The following is a 13,463-nucleotide window of genomic DNA, read 5'->3' on the forward strand; positions in this document are numbered from 1 at the left end:
TGCGAGCTGACACCGAACGGGAGTGCGATGACCTGCGGGCCGTAGCCAGGGGCTGGACCGTAGCGAGCCAGATGACCGGGGAAGCCAGTTTAGCGGGCATTCCACCAGGACTTTCAACCTGTTCAGCCAGGCTTGGCAGATCATCGAGCACATTTCTACTGGAACCGGTGCACTGAATGACGGCCCAATATGCGTTATCAATTGCCATCGCGTCGAATCACCATGCAGCGCCTGCTCCCCGCTACCGCCCTCGCCCTGCTCGTCGGCCTCCTGCCCGCCACCGTGTCGGCCAAGACCGGCCCGGAGAACTGGGACTACCTGCTGCCTGATCGCGACCAGGTAATTGCCAGCCTCAATGTGGTGGAACTGCTCAACCGCCACCACTACAACAAGCCGCCACTGGACGACGCGCGCTCGCGCAAGATCTACGAGAGCTACCTGACCCTGCTCGATCCGGCACGCAGCTACTTCACCGCCGCCGATATCGCCGAGTTCGACCGCTGGCACGACCAGTTCGACGATTTCCTCAAGAGTGGCGATCTCGACCCCGGCTTCGCCATGTACAAGCGCCAGCTGGTACGTGTGCAGGAGCGCCTGAACTATGCGCTGCAGCAAATCCAGGCCATAGACAAGATCGACTTCACACTCGATGAAAGCCTGCTGGTCGACCGCAAGAATGCCCCCTGGGCCCAGGATCGCGCCGAGCTGGACGATCTCTGGCGCAAACGGGTCAAGGATGAAGTGCTGCGCCTCAAGCTGACCGGCAAGGACAACAAGGACATCCAGGCGCTGCTGACCAAGCGCTACAAGAACCAGCTCGCACGTCTCGACCAGACCAGCAGCGAGGACGTATTCCAGGCCTACCTCAACGCCTTCGCCCAGACTTACGACCCGCACACCAACTACCTGTCGCCGGACAACGCGGAAAACTTCGACATCAACATGAGCCTGTCCCTGGAAGGCATCGGTGCCGTGCTGCGCTCGGACAACGAATACGTCAAGGTGGTCAGCCTGGTACCGGCCGGTCCCGCCGAGAAGAGCAAGGCCATCGCTCCGGCCGACAAGATCGTTGGCGTCGCCCAGGGCGACAAGGACATGGTCGACGTCATCGGCTGGCGCCTTGAAGAAGTGGTCAAGCTGATCCGTGGCGCCAAAGGCTCCAAGGTTCGCCTGGAAATCATCCCCGCCAGCAACCCGGCCAACGACCAGACCAGCAAGGTGGTCACCATCACCCGCGAAGCGGTCAAGCTCGAAGAGCAGGCCGCGCAGAAGAACGTGATCAAGATCAACGAAGACGGTCGCGAGCACAGGCTCGGCGTGATCAAGATCCCGGCCTTCTACCTCGACTTCAAGGCTTATCGCGCCGGCAACCCGGACTACAAGAGCACCACGCGCGACGTGCGCCGCCTGATTACCGAACTGCAGAAGGAAAACGTCGAAGGCATCGTCCTCGACTTGCGCGACAATGGCGGCGGCTCGCTGCAGGAAGCCACCGAGCTGACCAGCCTGTTCATCGACAAGGGGCCGACCGTGCTGGTGCGCAACAGCGATGGACGTGTCGACGTGCTCGCGGACGAAGATTCCGGGGCCTTCTACAAAGGCCCGCTGGCCGTGCTGGTCGATCGGCTGTCGGCCTCGGCCTCGGAGATCTTCGCCGGCGCCATGCAGGACTACCACCGCGCCCTGATCGTCGGCGGCCAGACCTTCGGCAAAGGCACCGTGCAGACCATCCAGGAACTCAACCATGGCGAGCTGAAGCTGACCCTGGCCAAGTTCTACCGCGTGTCCGGCCAGAGCACCCAGCACCAGGGCGTGTTGCCGGATATCGCCTACCCGTCCATCGTCGATACCAAGGAAATCGGCGAAAGCTCGTTGCCCGAAGCCATGCCGTGGGACAGCATCCGCGCCGCCATCAAGCCGGCCAGCGATCCGTTCAAGCCGTATCTGGACGAACTCAAGGCCAAGCATGACGCGCGTACCGCCAACAACCCGGACTTCGTCTACACCCGCGACCGCCTGGCCCTGGCCCAGGAGTTGATGAAGGAAAAGAGCATCAGCCTCAACGAGCAAGCTCGCCGCGCCCAGCGCTCCGACATCGAGAAGCGTCAACTTGCCCTGGAAAACGCCAAACGCCAGGCCAAGGGCCAGGAACCGCTGAAAGAGATCAAGGAAGAGGACGAAGACAACCCGACCACCGATAAGGACAAGAGCAAACCCGAGGACGATGCCTACCTGACAGAAAGCGGGCGCATCCTGCTCGACTACCTGAGTCTGCACAGCCAGGTCGCCAAGCACTGACGGCTGTCATCAAAGCGTCATCTGACTGTCGTGAAATGAGGAGCCGGCTAAATGCCGGCTCTTTTTCATGTTCATCAGAGAACTGCCATGACCGTCACCGAGCAGTTGAGCGAGCTGGAACAGATCCTCGCTCACGGCGACCTTCACAGCCTTTTCCAGCCGATCGTATCGCTGTCCGAGCGGCGCATCCTGGGCTATGAGGCTCTGACTCGCGGCCCGTCCAACAGCCCGCTGCATGCTCCCGTAGCGCTGTTCAGCGTGGCGCGCAAGGTCGGTCGCCTCAGTGAGCTGGAACAGGCCAGCCGCAAGAGCGCGCTGCAGCGTTTTCGCGACCAGCAACTGAGCGGCAAGCTGTTCCTCAACGTGTCCCCGGAATCGCTGCTGGAGTCGAGCCACCAGCCCGGCCGCACCCTGCAATTGCTGCAGGAATACGGTATCGCTCCGGAACGCGTGGTGATCGAACTGACCGAACAGGCACCCATCGATGATTTCAGCCTGCTCGACACAGCCCTGCACCACTACCGCGCCATGGGTTTCTCCATCGCCCTGGATGATCTTGGCGCCGGCTACTCCAGCTTGCGCCTGTGGTCCGAGCTACGTCCGGACTACGTGAAGATCGACCGTCACTTCATAGATGGTATCCACCAGGATGCGGTGAAACGCGAGTTCGTCGGCTCGATCCTGAAAATGGCCCATGCTTCCCGCGCCCACGTAATCGCCGAAGGCATCGAGCTGCCAGAAGAACTGGCGGTACTCAGCGACATGGGCGTCGACCTGCTGCAGGGCTACCTGCTCGGCCGTCCCCAGGAACACCCACCACGCGAAGCCAGCAGCCTGTTGCCCAAGAACGCCAGCCAGGGCAACGAACTGAGCGAGGACAGCGGCGATCTCAGCGCGCTGTTGATCGAACAGACCGCTGTCGATCATCGCACGCCCATCGCGGGTGTCCTGGAAGCCTTCCGCGCCCAGGCCAACCTGAACTCGCTCGCCGTACTCGACGAGCAGTCCCAGCCAATCGGCATCGTGCACCGTCATTCGTTGTCCGATGCGTTGCTCAAGCCGTTCGCCACCGACCTGTTCGCGCGCAAGCCAATCAGCAGGCTGATGAGCAACGACTTTCTCGCCGTGGACATCAACCAGTCGCTGCAACAAGTCAGCCGCCTCCTCACCAGCCGGGCACGCCAGCGGATCGAGGAAGACTTCATCATTACCCGCCAGGGCAGCTACCGCGGCCTCGGCCGGGTCATCGACGTACTCAAGCTGATCACCGAGGCCAAGATCCAGCAGGCGCGCCATGCCAACCCGCTGACCCTGCTACCGGGCAACGTGCCGATCCAGCAGTGCCTGACCCGCCTGCTGGAACAAGGACGCGAAGCCGCCGTGTGCTACGTCGACATCGACAGCTTCAAGCCCTTCAACGATATCTACGGCTACGCCCGCGGCGACGAAGTGCTGCTGTGCCTGGCCCAGTGCCTGAATGAACGGGTCGATCAGCAACGCGATTTCGTCGGTCATATTGGCGGAGACGACTTCATGCTGGTCCTCGCCTCTACGGACTGGCGCAACCGTGTGCAACTCTTGCTGGAAGACTTCCAGAGCCAGTGCCGGCGCTTCTACAAGGAAGAGCATCTCATGGCCGGCTGCTTCGTGGCCTACAACCGCCAAGGCAGGCGTGAGGAGTTCCCCTTGCTATCGCTGTCCATCGGTGTGGTACGGCTCACCAGCGGCGTATCCGCCGGACTGGACGCCAGCCAGTTGGCGGGCCTGGCTTCGGAGGCCAAGCGCAGGGCCAAGGCGGTGCCTGGCTACAGCCTGCATGTGCTGGAAAACCTTCAGGGCTGATCCGGGTAATCGAACTCGAAGACCCTGGCCACTTCCGAGGCGTGCCAGGAGGCCGCCTCGATGCCATCGGACGGGCCGTGGAAGCGGCCGATGCGAGTGACGTAGTCGAAGAATCCGGTGCGGGGCAGACGGCTGGCCCCCTGGCTGATGACCAGGGCGCTGCGCAGCGGCCGCTCGGCACGGGCGTCGAGCGCGGCAAGGTGCTCCAGCGCGGCGGTGAGCGTCTGCATGGCCGGCGTCGGCAGTTGCAGGCGCTCGATCAGCGCCCGATAAGTCAGCAGATGGCGCTGCCGGCGCGCGTCGTCCAGCTCGGTTAGCAATGCTTCCCAGTGTTGACGAAGGATTCGTACGCTCAAGGCGCCTCCCACTCACTGACCTCAAGAATCCGCGCCAAGGCGCGGCTGATTGCACCATCCGGTGCGCGCTCGCCATTTTCGATCAGCGCCAGGTAATGGGGGCTGATGCCTACCGCCCGCGCCAGATCCGCCTGGCTGAGCGACTTGCCCTCGCGCAAGGCGACGATATCGGCGAGGCGTGCGACAGGTTTACTGGCGACCTCCTGCTGATCCTTGCGTCCGGCCGCCTGCAGCAATGCCTGGTAATCAGCCCAGGGCAGTACCGCATATTCGGCTTCGCCGTCACGCATGATCACTTGCACACTCATCGATCGTTTCTCCTTGGTCGGGCTTACCGGAACTCGGCTTGGAATATGTTATCAAGCGAGCCACGCCACGTATCAAGAAGCTTCCGGCACCCGCTCGATCACTGCCAGTTCTTCCTGAGAATGTGCATCGCGCCATGTACGGTAGGCATCCAGCTCGCCCTGCCAGGTACGCATGACCCAAGCCAGCACGGCCAGGTCGTCGAGCAGGCCCACGCCCAGTAGCCAATCGGGAACCAGGTCCAGCGGCGTGAGGAAATACAGTAATCCGGCGACCACCGCGAGCAGCGCTTGTGGATTGATCTGGCGGTACTCTCCGCGCAACCAGGCTGCGCACAGGCCTTGCAGCAATCGCAGCTTCTCGCCCAGGCCCTCCTGGCGATCGCCACGGGCAGCGCGTTTGCTGGCCACGGCCAACAGCAAGGCTGGCAAACGGCCTCGCGCCAGGATTGTCCTGGCATTTTCCAGATAGCGTTTCATGTTCATTAGCGCTCTCCAGCAAACCTGTTGCGGCTTAGAAAGGGTTATCCACCAAAGCTGTGGATAACACTGTTGAAAGATTATCCGCACGCCGCTCTAAGCCCCATTTCACGCGGCTTCGCTTCAAAACGGATATTTTTTGCTCAGCAAAAAAACAATCTATTAATCAATCAGTTATCGTTATTTCGGAATCGCTGACAGGCATAACTTTGTCGACTAAGCAAGTCTTGCATTCAATGTGCATAACCTGCTTTAGCCAGAGCTTCTGACCAGGCGCCGCAGCCCGCGTTCGCCTCCTGGAACGAAAACGCCCCGCAGTGCGGGGCGCTTTGATACTCGTCTTACTTCTTGGCTTCGGGCTTGGCCGCTGCGTCTTCAGGCTGGGTAGCCTCCGGGGCATCCGGGTTCTTGATACCGATCAGTTCCAGGTCGAAGACCAGTACCGAGTTGGCCGGGATGGCCGGGCTCGGGCTCTGGTCGCCGTAGGCCAGCTCGCTGGGGATGAACAGTTTGTATTTCTCACCGACATGCATCAGTTGCAGGCCTTCGACCCAACCCGGGATCACGCCGCTGACGGGCAGATCGATCGGGCTGCCGCGCTGGATGGAGCTGTCGAACACGGTGCCATCGGTCAGCTTGCCTTCATAGTGGACAGTGACGATATCGGTCGGCTTGGGCTGGGCGCCATCGGCCTTCTTCTCGACGACGTACTGCAGGCCGGAGGCGGTGGTGACCACACCTTCCTTCTTGCCGTTTTCCTCAAGGAATTTCTTGCCGGCCTGGGCCGCTTCCTCGTTGGCTTTCTTCAGGTGCTCCTCGGCACGCTTCTGCAGGTAGGTGAAGGCTTCCATCAGCTCTTCATCCTTGACCTTCTGCTCTTTCTTGCCGAGGGCGTCCTGGATACCCTGAGACATCGCCTTCGGATCGAGGTCGGCAATACCTTGCTGGGACAGGCTCTTGCCCATGTTGAGGCCGATGCCGTAGGAGGCTTTCTGCTCCTGGGTCTTGAGCTCGGCTTCTTTGGTCTGCGAGTCGCAACCGGCAAGTACCAGGCCCACCAGGGCCACTGCCGCCGCTAGACGATGTTGTTTCATGCTTGATCCTTGTTGGGCGCGCACGAGGCGCGGTCGGTGAATGCGCGAGCTTAGCAGCCCACGTCAAATGATGGCTACGCCATAGGAGCGGGCTTGACCCAATAAGTTCGGGGCGCGGACGGCTTTTTTCAATGACAGATGCTGACTTTCATCTAATCGAAAGCCAGACCTGGCGGGCGCTTACCAGCCGAGGGTTTCCTTGAGGAAAGGAATGGTCAGTTTGCGTTGCGCCTGCAGCGAAGCCTGATCGAGCCGTTCGAGCAATTCGAACAGGCGGCTCATGCTGCGCTCGCCACGGGTAAGGATGAAACGACCGACCTCATCGGTCAGGTGCAGGCCACGACGCGAGGCGCGCAGCTGCAAGGCGCGCAGCTTGTCTTCATCAGACAGCTCGTGCATCTGAAACACCAGCGCCAGGGTCAGCCGCGACTTCAGGTCCGGGAGTTTTATCGGCAGTTCGCGCGGCGCCACGCTGGCGGCCAGCAGCAAGCGGCGACCGGAATCACGCAGGCGATTGAACAGGTGGAACAACCCCTCCTCCCAATCGGCACGGCCAGCCACGGCATCGAGCTCATCCAGGCATACCAGCTCGTACTGCTCAAGGTTGTCGAGCAATTCGGGGCCATGCTCGGCAACTTCGGACAACGGCAGGTAGACCGCCGGTTCGCCTTGCTGGTCGAAGCGCAGGCAGGCGGCCTGAAGCAAGTGACTGCAGCCCACGCCCTCGCTGCCCCACAGGTAGATCAGACTCTCGGTCCAGCCAGCGTCCGGTAGGCAAAGCCGTTCCACATACCCGAGCGCGGCGGCATTGGCGCCAGGGTAGTAGTTGGCGAAAGTGGCGTCGTCACGCAGGCGCACCCCGAGGGACAGTTGAGTCGGATTCATGCGGCTTAGGGCGGTTCGTCCGAACCGGCTCCAGACAAAGAGTTCAGGGATCTAAGTTTATAGCCTTAAGGAAGGGGTGTCACTTCGTCACTTTTCTTTTCAGCTCAAGGCGTTAGGGTCATCACTTTCAAGGTCTTTCCAGCGAGGACTTCTGCTTGAGAAGGTGGAATCGGGTATTGGATTCAAATGACCCGGCGATGAAAAACGACGCGGTAGGAACCGCGCCGTGGAAAAGGATCAGTTGCGTTGCTCGCTTGGGCTGTGTCGACCACCTTTGCGTCCGGCTTCAGCCGCGCGTTGCGGGTCGTTACGGAAATTGCCGCCGCTGACCTGGCCGCCCTTGCGACCGGCCTCGACGGCACGCTGTGGATCTTCGGCGAAATTGCCTTTGCCACCACGATGTCCAGCCATGATGTCCTCCTGGTTCGAACAGCCATCGCATGAGATATGCAATGCCTCTCAACTTGGGAGGACCGATACGCCGAAGAGGTTCTAGCTGTTTTCCTACCTTTGGTCGGGATCGGGGTCTATCGGTGTCCCGCCGCGGCCCCTAATGTACGAGCCAGCGCCTGACAGGCCCCAGAAACGACAACGGCCCGCACATGGCGGGCCGTCGGCACAAACGAAGCGGTTGAGGCTCAGGCGAGCGCGGCAACCACCTTGGCAGTGATCTGGTCGACCGAACCGACACCTTCGACCTTGCTGTACTTCGGCGTGCCCTCGGCGGCCGACAGCTTCTGGTAGAAATCCACCAGTGGCTTGGTCTGCGAGTGATACACGGAGAGACGATGGCGAACGGTCTCTTCCTTGTCGTCGTCACGCTGGATCAGCTCTTCGCCAGTTTCGTCGTCCTTGCCGGCGACCTTCGGCGGGTTGTGCTCGGTGTGGTAGACGCGGCCGGAGGCCGGGTGCACACGACGGCCAGCAATACGCGAGACGATTTCCTCGTCATCGACGGCGATCTCGATCACGTGATCGATCTTCACGCCAGCTTCCTTCAGCGCTTCGGCCTGGGGAATGGTGCGCGGGAAGCCATCGAACAGGAAGCCCTTGGCGCAATCGGGCTGGGCGATGCGCTCCTTGACCAGGTTGATGATCAGGTCGTCGGAAACCAGGCCACCGGCGTCCATGACGCTCTTGGCCTTGAGGCCCAGTTCGGTACCGGCCTTCACCGCTGCACGCAGCATGTCGCCAGTGGAAATTTGCGGGATACCGAATTTCTTGGTGATGAAGCCGGCTTGGGTACCTTTACCGGCACCGGGCGCCCCTAGCAGAATCACGCGCATCGATGTGCTCCTCAAAAATTTACTGGATTCGGATTCGCCTCCTGGGGCCAATCTCGCTATCGGATTTCGGCATCGTCGAGTGGCCAAAAGGTTGATCAAGATACACAGCGCCTATCAGCCACACAAGCGGCCAAAAGTTGCAAAAGACACGCTTCATCCGGTGTTGCGCAGCCCCGCCGCGATCCCCGCCACAGACACCAGAAGCGCCTGCTCCAGGGCACTGCCGGAAATCGCTTCGCGCTGTCTGGAACGGGCCAGAAGCTCCATTTGCAACAGGTGCAGAGGGTCCAGGTAAATGTTGCGCACAATGATGGCTTCACGGGTTTCCGGACTATGGGTGAGTAGCTCGGACTGACCCGTCAGGCCTAATACGATAGTCGTAGACTGCGACAATAGGTCGCGTAAATGTGCGCCGAGCGGAAGCAGCGCCGATTCGACCAGGCGCTCATCGTAAAGACCGGCGATGGAGGCGTCGGCCTTGGCCAGAACCATCTCCAGCATATCGATGCGGGTACGGAAGAACGGCCAGCGCTCGCGCATCTGCTCAAGCAGTTCACCCTCACCACGTTGCAGCGCATTGCCCAGTGCGCGCTCCCAGCCCAGCCAGGCGGGCAGCATCAGGCGTGTCTGGGTCCAGGCAAAAATCCACGGGATCGCCCGCAGGCTTTCCACCCCACCGGCTCGGCGCTTGGCCGGGCGGCTGCCCAACGGCAGGCGTCCCAACTCCTGCTCCGGGGTGGCCTGGCGAAAGTACTCGACGAACTGGGGATGCTCACGCACTACGGCACGGTAGGCATCGACACCATCGGCGGCCAGGCGATCCATGACCTCGCACCAAGCCGGCTCGGGCGTTGGCGGTGGCGACAACGTTGCTTCGAGCACGGCGGCCAGATAGAGGTTGAGGTTCTGCTCGGCCAGGTCTGGCAGGCCGAACTTGAAGCGGATCATCTCGCCCTGCTCCGTGGTACGGAAACGCCCGGCCACCGAGCCAGGCGGCTGCGAAAGGATCGCCGCATGGGCGGGGCCGCCGCCACGCCCTACCGTGCCGCCACGGCCATGGAACAACAGCAACTCGACCTCATGCTTGCGGCAGATGTCGACCAGGGACTCCTGTGCCCGGTATTGCGCCCAGGCCGCAGCCAGGGTGCCGGCATCCTTGGCCGAATCGGAGTAACCGATCATCACCTCCTGCGGCCCATGCAGGCGCGCGCGATAGCCCGGCAGGCCGAGCAGGCGGTCGATGGCCGGGCCTGCGCTGTCCAGGTCGGCGAGCGTCTCGAACAGCGGCACCACTCGGATCGGTCGCTGCAGTCCGGCCTCCTTGAGCAGCAACTGCACGGCCAGCACGTCCGAGGGTGCGCCCGCCATGGAGATCACGTAGGAGCCCAATGACGCCGCCGGCGCCTCGGCCACCACCCGGCAAGTCGCCAGCACTTCGGCGGTTTCGGCAGACGGGCGATGCTGGGCGGGCAACAAGGGCCGACGGTTGTCCAGTTCGCGCTGGAGGAAAGCCAGGCGCGCCTCTTCGTCCCAAGCGGCGTAACAGCCCAAGCCCAGGTAGTCGGTGATCTCGCTGAGAGCGGCGGCATGCCGCGCCGAATCCTGGCGAATGTCCAGGCGGACCAGGAACAGGCCGAAGGTCGCCGCCCGGCGCAGGGTATCGAGCAGCGCGCCCTCGGCGATCACACCCATGCCGCATTCGTGCAACGACTGGTAGCAAAGCTCCAGCGGATCGAGCAGTTCGCGGTTGTCGTGCAATACCTGCGGCCCCGCCACCACGTCGCTGTCGAGCGCGGCCTCAGCCCAGGCTCTCGTCGCCCGCAGGCGATCGCGCAAGCGCTTGAGCAACGCGCGGTACGGCTCGGGGCTGTCGCCGACTTGCCCGCGCAAGGCATCGTTCGCCTGCTGCATGGCCAACTCCGCGGCCAGGTGCTCGATATCGCGCAGATACAGGTCGGCGGCCATCCAGCGCGCCAGCAGCAGCACCTTGCGCGACACCGGCGCGGTGACGTTGGGGTTGCCATCACGATCACCGCCCATCCACGATGCGAAGCGAATGGGCGCCGATTCCAATGGCAGGCGCAGACCGGTCGCGGCATGCAGCGCCTGGTCGGTGCGGCGCATGAAGTTCGGGATGGCCTGCCACAGTGAGTGCTCGATCACCGCGAACCCCCACTTGGCCTCATCCACCGGGCTCGGCCGGTTTCGCCGGATTTCTTCGGTGTGCCAGGCCTCGGCGATCAGCCGTTGCAGTCGCAGTTGGCTCTGCTCGCGCTCGCTGGCGGACAGATCGGTATGGTCCAGCGCCGCCAACTGTGCGGCCATGGCATCGTATTTCTGGATCAGCGTGCGCCGCTGCACCTCGGTCGGGTGGGCCGTGAGCACCAGCTCGATATCCAGGCGCGCCAGTTGCCGAGCCAGTTGTTCCGAAGAAAGGCCGTCAGCCTTGAAGCGTTGCAGTAGCTCGTCCAGCACCCGGTTTTCGAAAGGCCGGGGCTCGTCCGGCCGGCGACGGCGGATACGGTGGTATTGCTCGGCGATATTGGCCAGGTTGAGGAACTGGTTGAATGCCCTGGCCACGGGCAACAATTCGTCATCGCTGAGTCCATCCAGGGTCGTACGCAGTTGCTGCTCACCAGCGACCGAGCCCTGACGTCCCGCCTTGGAGCCCTGGCGGATCGCTTCGATCTTGTCGACGAAAGCGCTGCCCAACTGGTGGCGGATGGTATTGCCAAGCAGTTCGCCCAGCAGGTGAACCTCTTCTCGCAGACGCGCGTCGATTTCAGCCATGACCGTTCTCCATCAGGGGATGCCATGCAGCTTGCACAGCCCGGCATCGTCTTACAAGGCAACTCAAGTCCAGGTTATGAAGGCCTGGGGCACGAGCGAGCGGATACGGTCCAAGCATGGCGCCAGGCCTTCTTTTCCTGCCGCAACGATCAGTTTTATTGAGCCTCGAAGCCTTGTGCCACGGGGCTTTGTATCATTCATGGAAAATTTCCTGAACATTCTCGAACTGATATCAGTCACACATCATAGCCGTCGCACGCGGTGTCAACTTCGCGAAAAACCAGTCTTCTTCTGGAAAACTGTGCGCATCCGGCAGAGTTAATGAAATCAACTCGATGTCGAGGAGAGGTACCAATGGAACTGAAAACAATCAAGGCACGTCCGGCTGTCACCCTTTCCAGATCACTGCTTTCAGCAGTGGCCCTGAGTGGAACACTGGTTCTGGCTGGCTGTGCGGGCAACCCGCCGACCGAGCAATTCGCAGTGACCAACACAGTGGTGAAAGCGGCCAGTGATGCGGGGGCGGCGCAATACGCCCCGGTCGAATTCAAGACGGCCCAGGACAAGCAGGCCCAAGCTCAGAAATTGTTACAGGACGAACGCTATGACGATGCCCGGCGTATCGCCGAGGAAGCCGAATGGGATGCTCGTGTGGCAGAACGCAAGGCGCGGGCGGTAAAGGCCCAGAAGACGCTCGAAGATGCCCAGCAGGGCGTCCAGCAGATCCGCGAAGAAGGTTCGCGTACGCCGATCATCGTGCAGTGATCCCGGTTCAACGATAAGGATGCTTCGTCATGAATAAACTCATCACCGTTTCCACTCTTACTGCACTCAGCCTGGTGCTGGCAGCTTGCGCTTCGGACCCGAACCCGAACCTGGAGCAGGCCCACAGCAACTATTCCGAGTTGGCGGCCGAGCCGCAGGCCAACGAACTGGCGGCCCTGGAAACCAAGGACGCCAACGATGCGCTGGCCAAGGCCGACAAGGCGTACGCCGACCGCGAGGACAAGGAGAAGGTCGACCACCTGGCCTACCTGACCAACCAGCGTGTGGAGTTCGCTCGCCAGACCATTCAGGCCAAGGCGGCGGAGGCCGCGCTGGCCAAGGCCCCGGCACAACGCACCCAGGCGCAACTGGATGCGCGCAACCAGCAGGTCGATGTGCTGGTCAAGCAGCTACAGGCCAAGCCGACCGAGCGCGGTTCGGTGGTTACGCTGGGGGACGTGCTGTTCGCAGTCGATCGTGCCGAGCTGACCCCGGCGGGTCTGCGCAACGTGCAACAGGTTGGTACCTACCTGCAGCAGAACCAGGATCGCCAGATCCTGGTGGAAGGCTTCACCGACAGCACCGGCACCGTCGAGCACAACCTGCGCCTGTCCCAGGCCCGTGCCGACTCGGTACGTCGCGCACTGGTCGCCCAGGGTATCAGCCCGACCCGTATCACGACCCAGGGCTTCGGCAAGGACTATCCGATCGCCAGCAACGACACGGCGGATTCGCGGGTCCTCAACCGCCGCGTGGAAGTGACCATCTCCAATGGTCCGAACAAGGTCGCGCCGCGCGTACTGCAACCCACGCCGTAATTCCCGACGGCCAGGCGAAACGCCCGATGGACGCATGTCCATCGGGCGTTTCTTTTCAGGCCAACGCGCTTTCGATAGCCTGGATCAGCGCGGGATCATCCGGTGTGGTACGCGGGGAGAACCGTGCCAGCACTCGCCCATCCGGGCCGACCAGGAACTTCTCGAAATTCCAGGTGATGTCTCCCGGGAACTCGGCGCCCTCGCCTGCCAGCAAGCGATAGAGCGGGTGCCGATCAGGACCGTTGACCTCGATCTTGCTGGCGAGCGGAAAGCTCACCCCATAGTTGAGGCTGCAGAACTCACGGATCTCGTCCTCGCTCCCCGGCTCCTGGCCGGCGAACTGGTTGCAGGGCAGGCCGAGCACCGTGAAACCACGCTCGCGGTACTGCAGGTAGAGCTGCTCCAGCGATGCGTACTGCGGCGTCAGCCCACACTTGGACGCGACATTGACCACCAGGACCAATTGCCCCTTGTAGGGCGCCAACGGTAATTCCTGACCATCCAGCCCACGCAACCTGATGTCGTGAAACGCACTCATGACCAA

Annotated in this window: 13 protein-coding genes; 4 read left to right on the top strand and 9 right to left on the bottom strand. The window is 62.1% G+C overall.

What is annotated here, in order from left to right; all coding sequences use genetic code 11:
• Positions 1-222 precede the first annotated feature (222 nt).
• The gene (locus ACSZPK_RS10785) at positions 223-2,298 is read left to right on the top strand and encodes a carboxy terminal-processing peptidase (RefSeq protein WP_437881444.1); all 2,076 of its coding nucleotides are present in this window, start codon (positions 223-225) and stop codon (positions 2,296-2,298) included.
• A gap of 87 nt (positions 2,299-2,385) precedes the next feature.
• Complete coding sequence (locus ACSZPK_RS10790; protein ID WP_437881445.1) at positions 2,386-4,140, top strand: bifunctional diguanylate cyclase/phosphodiesterase; 1,755 nt, start codon at positions 2,386-2,388, stop codon at positions 4,138-4,140.
• On the opposite strand, the gene ACSZPK_RS10795 is transcribed toward ACSZPK_RS10790, so the two are convergent.
• The 8 genes from ACSZPK_RS10795 to ppc all read right to left on the bottom strand — a co-directional run bounded on the left by ACSZPK_RS10795 (position 4,131) and on the right by ppc (position 11,336).
• A complete protein-coding gene (locus ACSZPK_RS10795; protein ID WP_437881446.1) occupies positions 4,131-4,496 on the bottom strand; it encodes a hypothetical protein in 366 nt (121 codons plus the stop codon). The genes ACSZPK_RS10790 and ACSZPK_RS10795 overlap by 10 nt on opposite strands.
• The gene (locus ACSZPK_RS10800; protein WP_437881447.1) at positions 4,493-4,804 is read right to left on the bottom strand and encodes a helix-turn-helix domain-containing protein; all 312 of its coding nucleotides are present in this window, start codon (positions 4,802-4,804) and stop codon (positions 4,493-4,495) included. The genes ACSZPK_RS10795 and ACSZPK_RS10800 overlap by 4 nt, the downstream gene beginning before the upstream one ends.
• Before the next feature lie 72 nt (positions 4,805-4,876).
• Complete coding sequence (locus ACSZPK_RS10805; protein ID WP_437881448.1) at positions 4,877-5,287, bottom strand: YkvA family protein; 411 nt, start codon at positions 5,285-5,287, stop codon at positions 4,877-4,879.
• Between the two features lie 335 nt (positions 5,288-5,622).
• The gene (locus ACSZPK_RS10810; RefSeq protein WP_437881449.1) at positions 5,623-6,375 is read right to left on the bottom strand and encodes an FKBP-type peptidyl-prolyl cis-trans isomerase; all 753 of its coding nucleotides are present in this window, start codon (positions 6,373-6,375) and stop codon (positions 5,623-5,625) included.
• Positions 6,376-6,555: 180 nt separating this feature from the next.
• A complete protein-coding gene (hda, locus tag ACSZPK_RS10815) occupies positions 6,556-7,260 on the bottom strand; it encodes a DnaA regulatory inactivator Hda (protein WP_437881450.1) in 705 nt (234 codons plus the stop codon).
• 237 nt (positions 7,261-7,497) lie between these two features.
• Entirely contained in the window at positions 7,498-7,671 is a 174-nt protein-coding gene (locus tag ACSZPK_RS10820) for a general stress protein (RefSeq protein WP_437881451.1), read from the bottom strand.
• A gap of 227 nt (positions 7,672-7,898) precedes the next feature.
• Entirely contained in the window at positions 7,899-8,546 is a 648-nt protein-coding gene (gene adk, locus ACSZPK_RS10825; RefSeq protein WP_437881452.1) for an adenylate kinase, read from the bottom strand.
• A 153-nt stretch (positions 8,547-8,699) separates the two neighbouring features.
• The gene (ppc, locus tag ACSZPK_RS10830; protein ID WP_437881453.1) at positions 8,700-11,336 is read right to left on the bottom strand and encodes a phosphoenolpyruvate carboxylase; all 2,637 of its coding nucleotides are present in this window, start codon (positions 11,334-11,336) and stop codon (positions 8,700-8,702) included.
• Between the two features lie 354 nt (positions 11,337-11,690).
• Here ppc and ACSZPK_RS10835 point away from each other — a divergent pair, with 354 nt between their 5' ends.
• Entirely contained in the window at positions 11,691-12,101 is a 411-nt protein-coding gene (locus ACSZPK_RS10835) for a DUF4398 domain-containing protein (protein WP_437881454.1), read from the top strand.
• 29 nt (positions 12,102-12,130) lie between these two features.
• Positions 12,131-12,919, top strand: coding sequence for an OmpA family protein (locus ACSZPK_RS10840; protein ID WP_437881455.1), 789 nt, complete (start codon positions 12,131-12,133; stop codon positions 12,917-12,919).
• Positions 12,920-12,974: 55 nt separating this feature from the next.
• On the opposite strand, the gene ACSZPK_RS10845 is transcribed toward ACSZPK_RS10840, so the two are convergent.
• Complete coding sequence (locus ACSZPK_RS10845) at positions 12,975-13,457, bottom strand: glutathione peroxidase (protein ID WP_437881456.1); 483 nt, start codon at positions 13,455-13,457, stop codon at positions 12,975-12,977.
• Between the last annotated feature and the right edge of the window lie 6 nt (positions 13,458-13,463).

Origin of the sequence: Pseudomonas sp. LRF_L74, from assembly GCF_965644255.1 — a bacterium.
Lineage (GTDB): Bacteria > Pseudomonadota > Gammaproteobacteria > Pseudomonadales > Pseudomonadaceae > Aquipseudomonas.

Bases quoted from the DNA above. Each gene is read 5' to 3' on its own strand.
- ACSZPK_RS10835 (WP_437881454.1), top strand. From the start codon at position 11,691: ATGGAACTGAAAACAATCAAGGCACGTCCGGCTGTCACCCTTTCCAGA.
- ACSZPK_RS10785 (WP_437881444.1), top strand. From the start codon at position 223: ATGCAGCGCCTGCTCCCCGCTACCGCCCTCGCCCTGCTCGTCGGCCTC.
- ACSZPK_RS10820 (WP_437881451.1), bottom strand. From the start codon at position 7,671: ATGGCTGGACATCGTGGTGGCAAAGGCAATTTCGCCGAAGATCCACAG.
- adk (WP_437881452.1), bottom strand. From the start codon at position 8,546: ATGCGCGTGATTCTGCTAGGGGCGCCCGGTGCCGGTAAAGGTACCCAA.
- ACSZPK_RS10840 (WP_437881455.1), top strand. From the start codon at position 12,131: ATGAATAAACTCATCACCGTTTCCACTCTTACTGCACTCAGCCTGGTG.
- ppc (WP_437881453.1), bottom strand. From the start codon at position 11,336: ATGGCTGAAATCGACGCGCGTCTGCGAGAAGAGGTTCACCTGCTGGGC.
- ACSZPK_RS10845 (WP_437881456.1), bottom strand. From the start codon at position 13,457: ATGAGTGCGTTTCACGACATCAGGTTGCGTGGGCTGGATGGTCAGGAA.
- ACSZPK_RS10790 (WP_437881445.1), top strand. From the start codon at position 2,386: ATGACCGTCACCGAGCAGTTGAGCGAGCTGGAACAGATCCTCGCTCAC.
- ACSZPK_RS10800 (WP_437881447.1), bottom strand. From the start codon at position 4,804: ATGAGTGTGCAAGTGATCATGCGTGACGGCGAAGCCGAATATGCGGTA.
- hda (WP_437881450.1), bottom strand. From the start codon at position 7,260: ATGAATCCGACTCAACTGTCCCTCGGGGTGCGCCTGCGTGACGACGCC.
- ACSZPK_RS10810 (WP_437881449.1), bottom strand. From the start codon at position 6,375: ATGAAACAACATCGTCTAGCGGCGGCAGTGGCCCTGGTGGGCCTGGTA.
- ACSZPK_RS10805 (WP_437881448.1), bottom strand. From the start codon at position 5,287: ATGAACATGAAACGCTATCTGGAAAATGCCAGGACAATCCTGGCGCGA.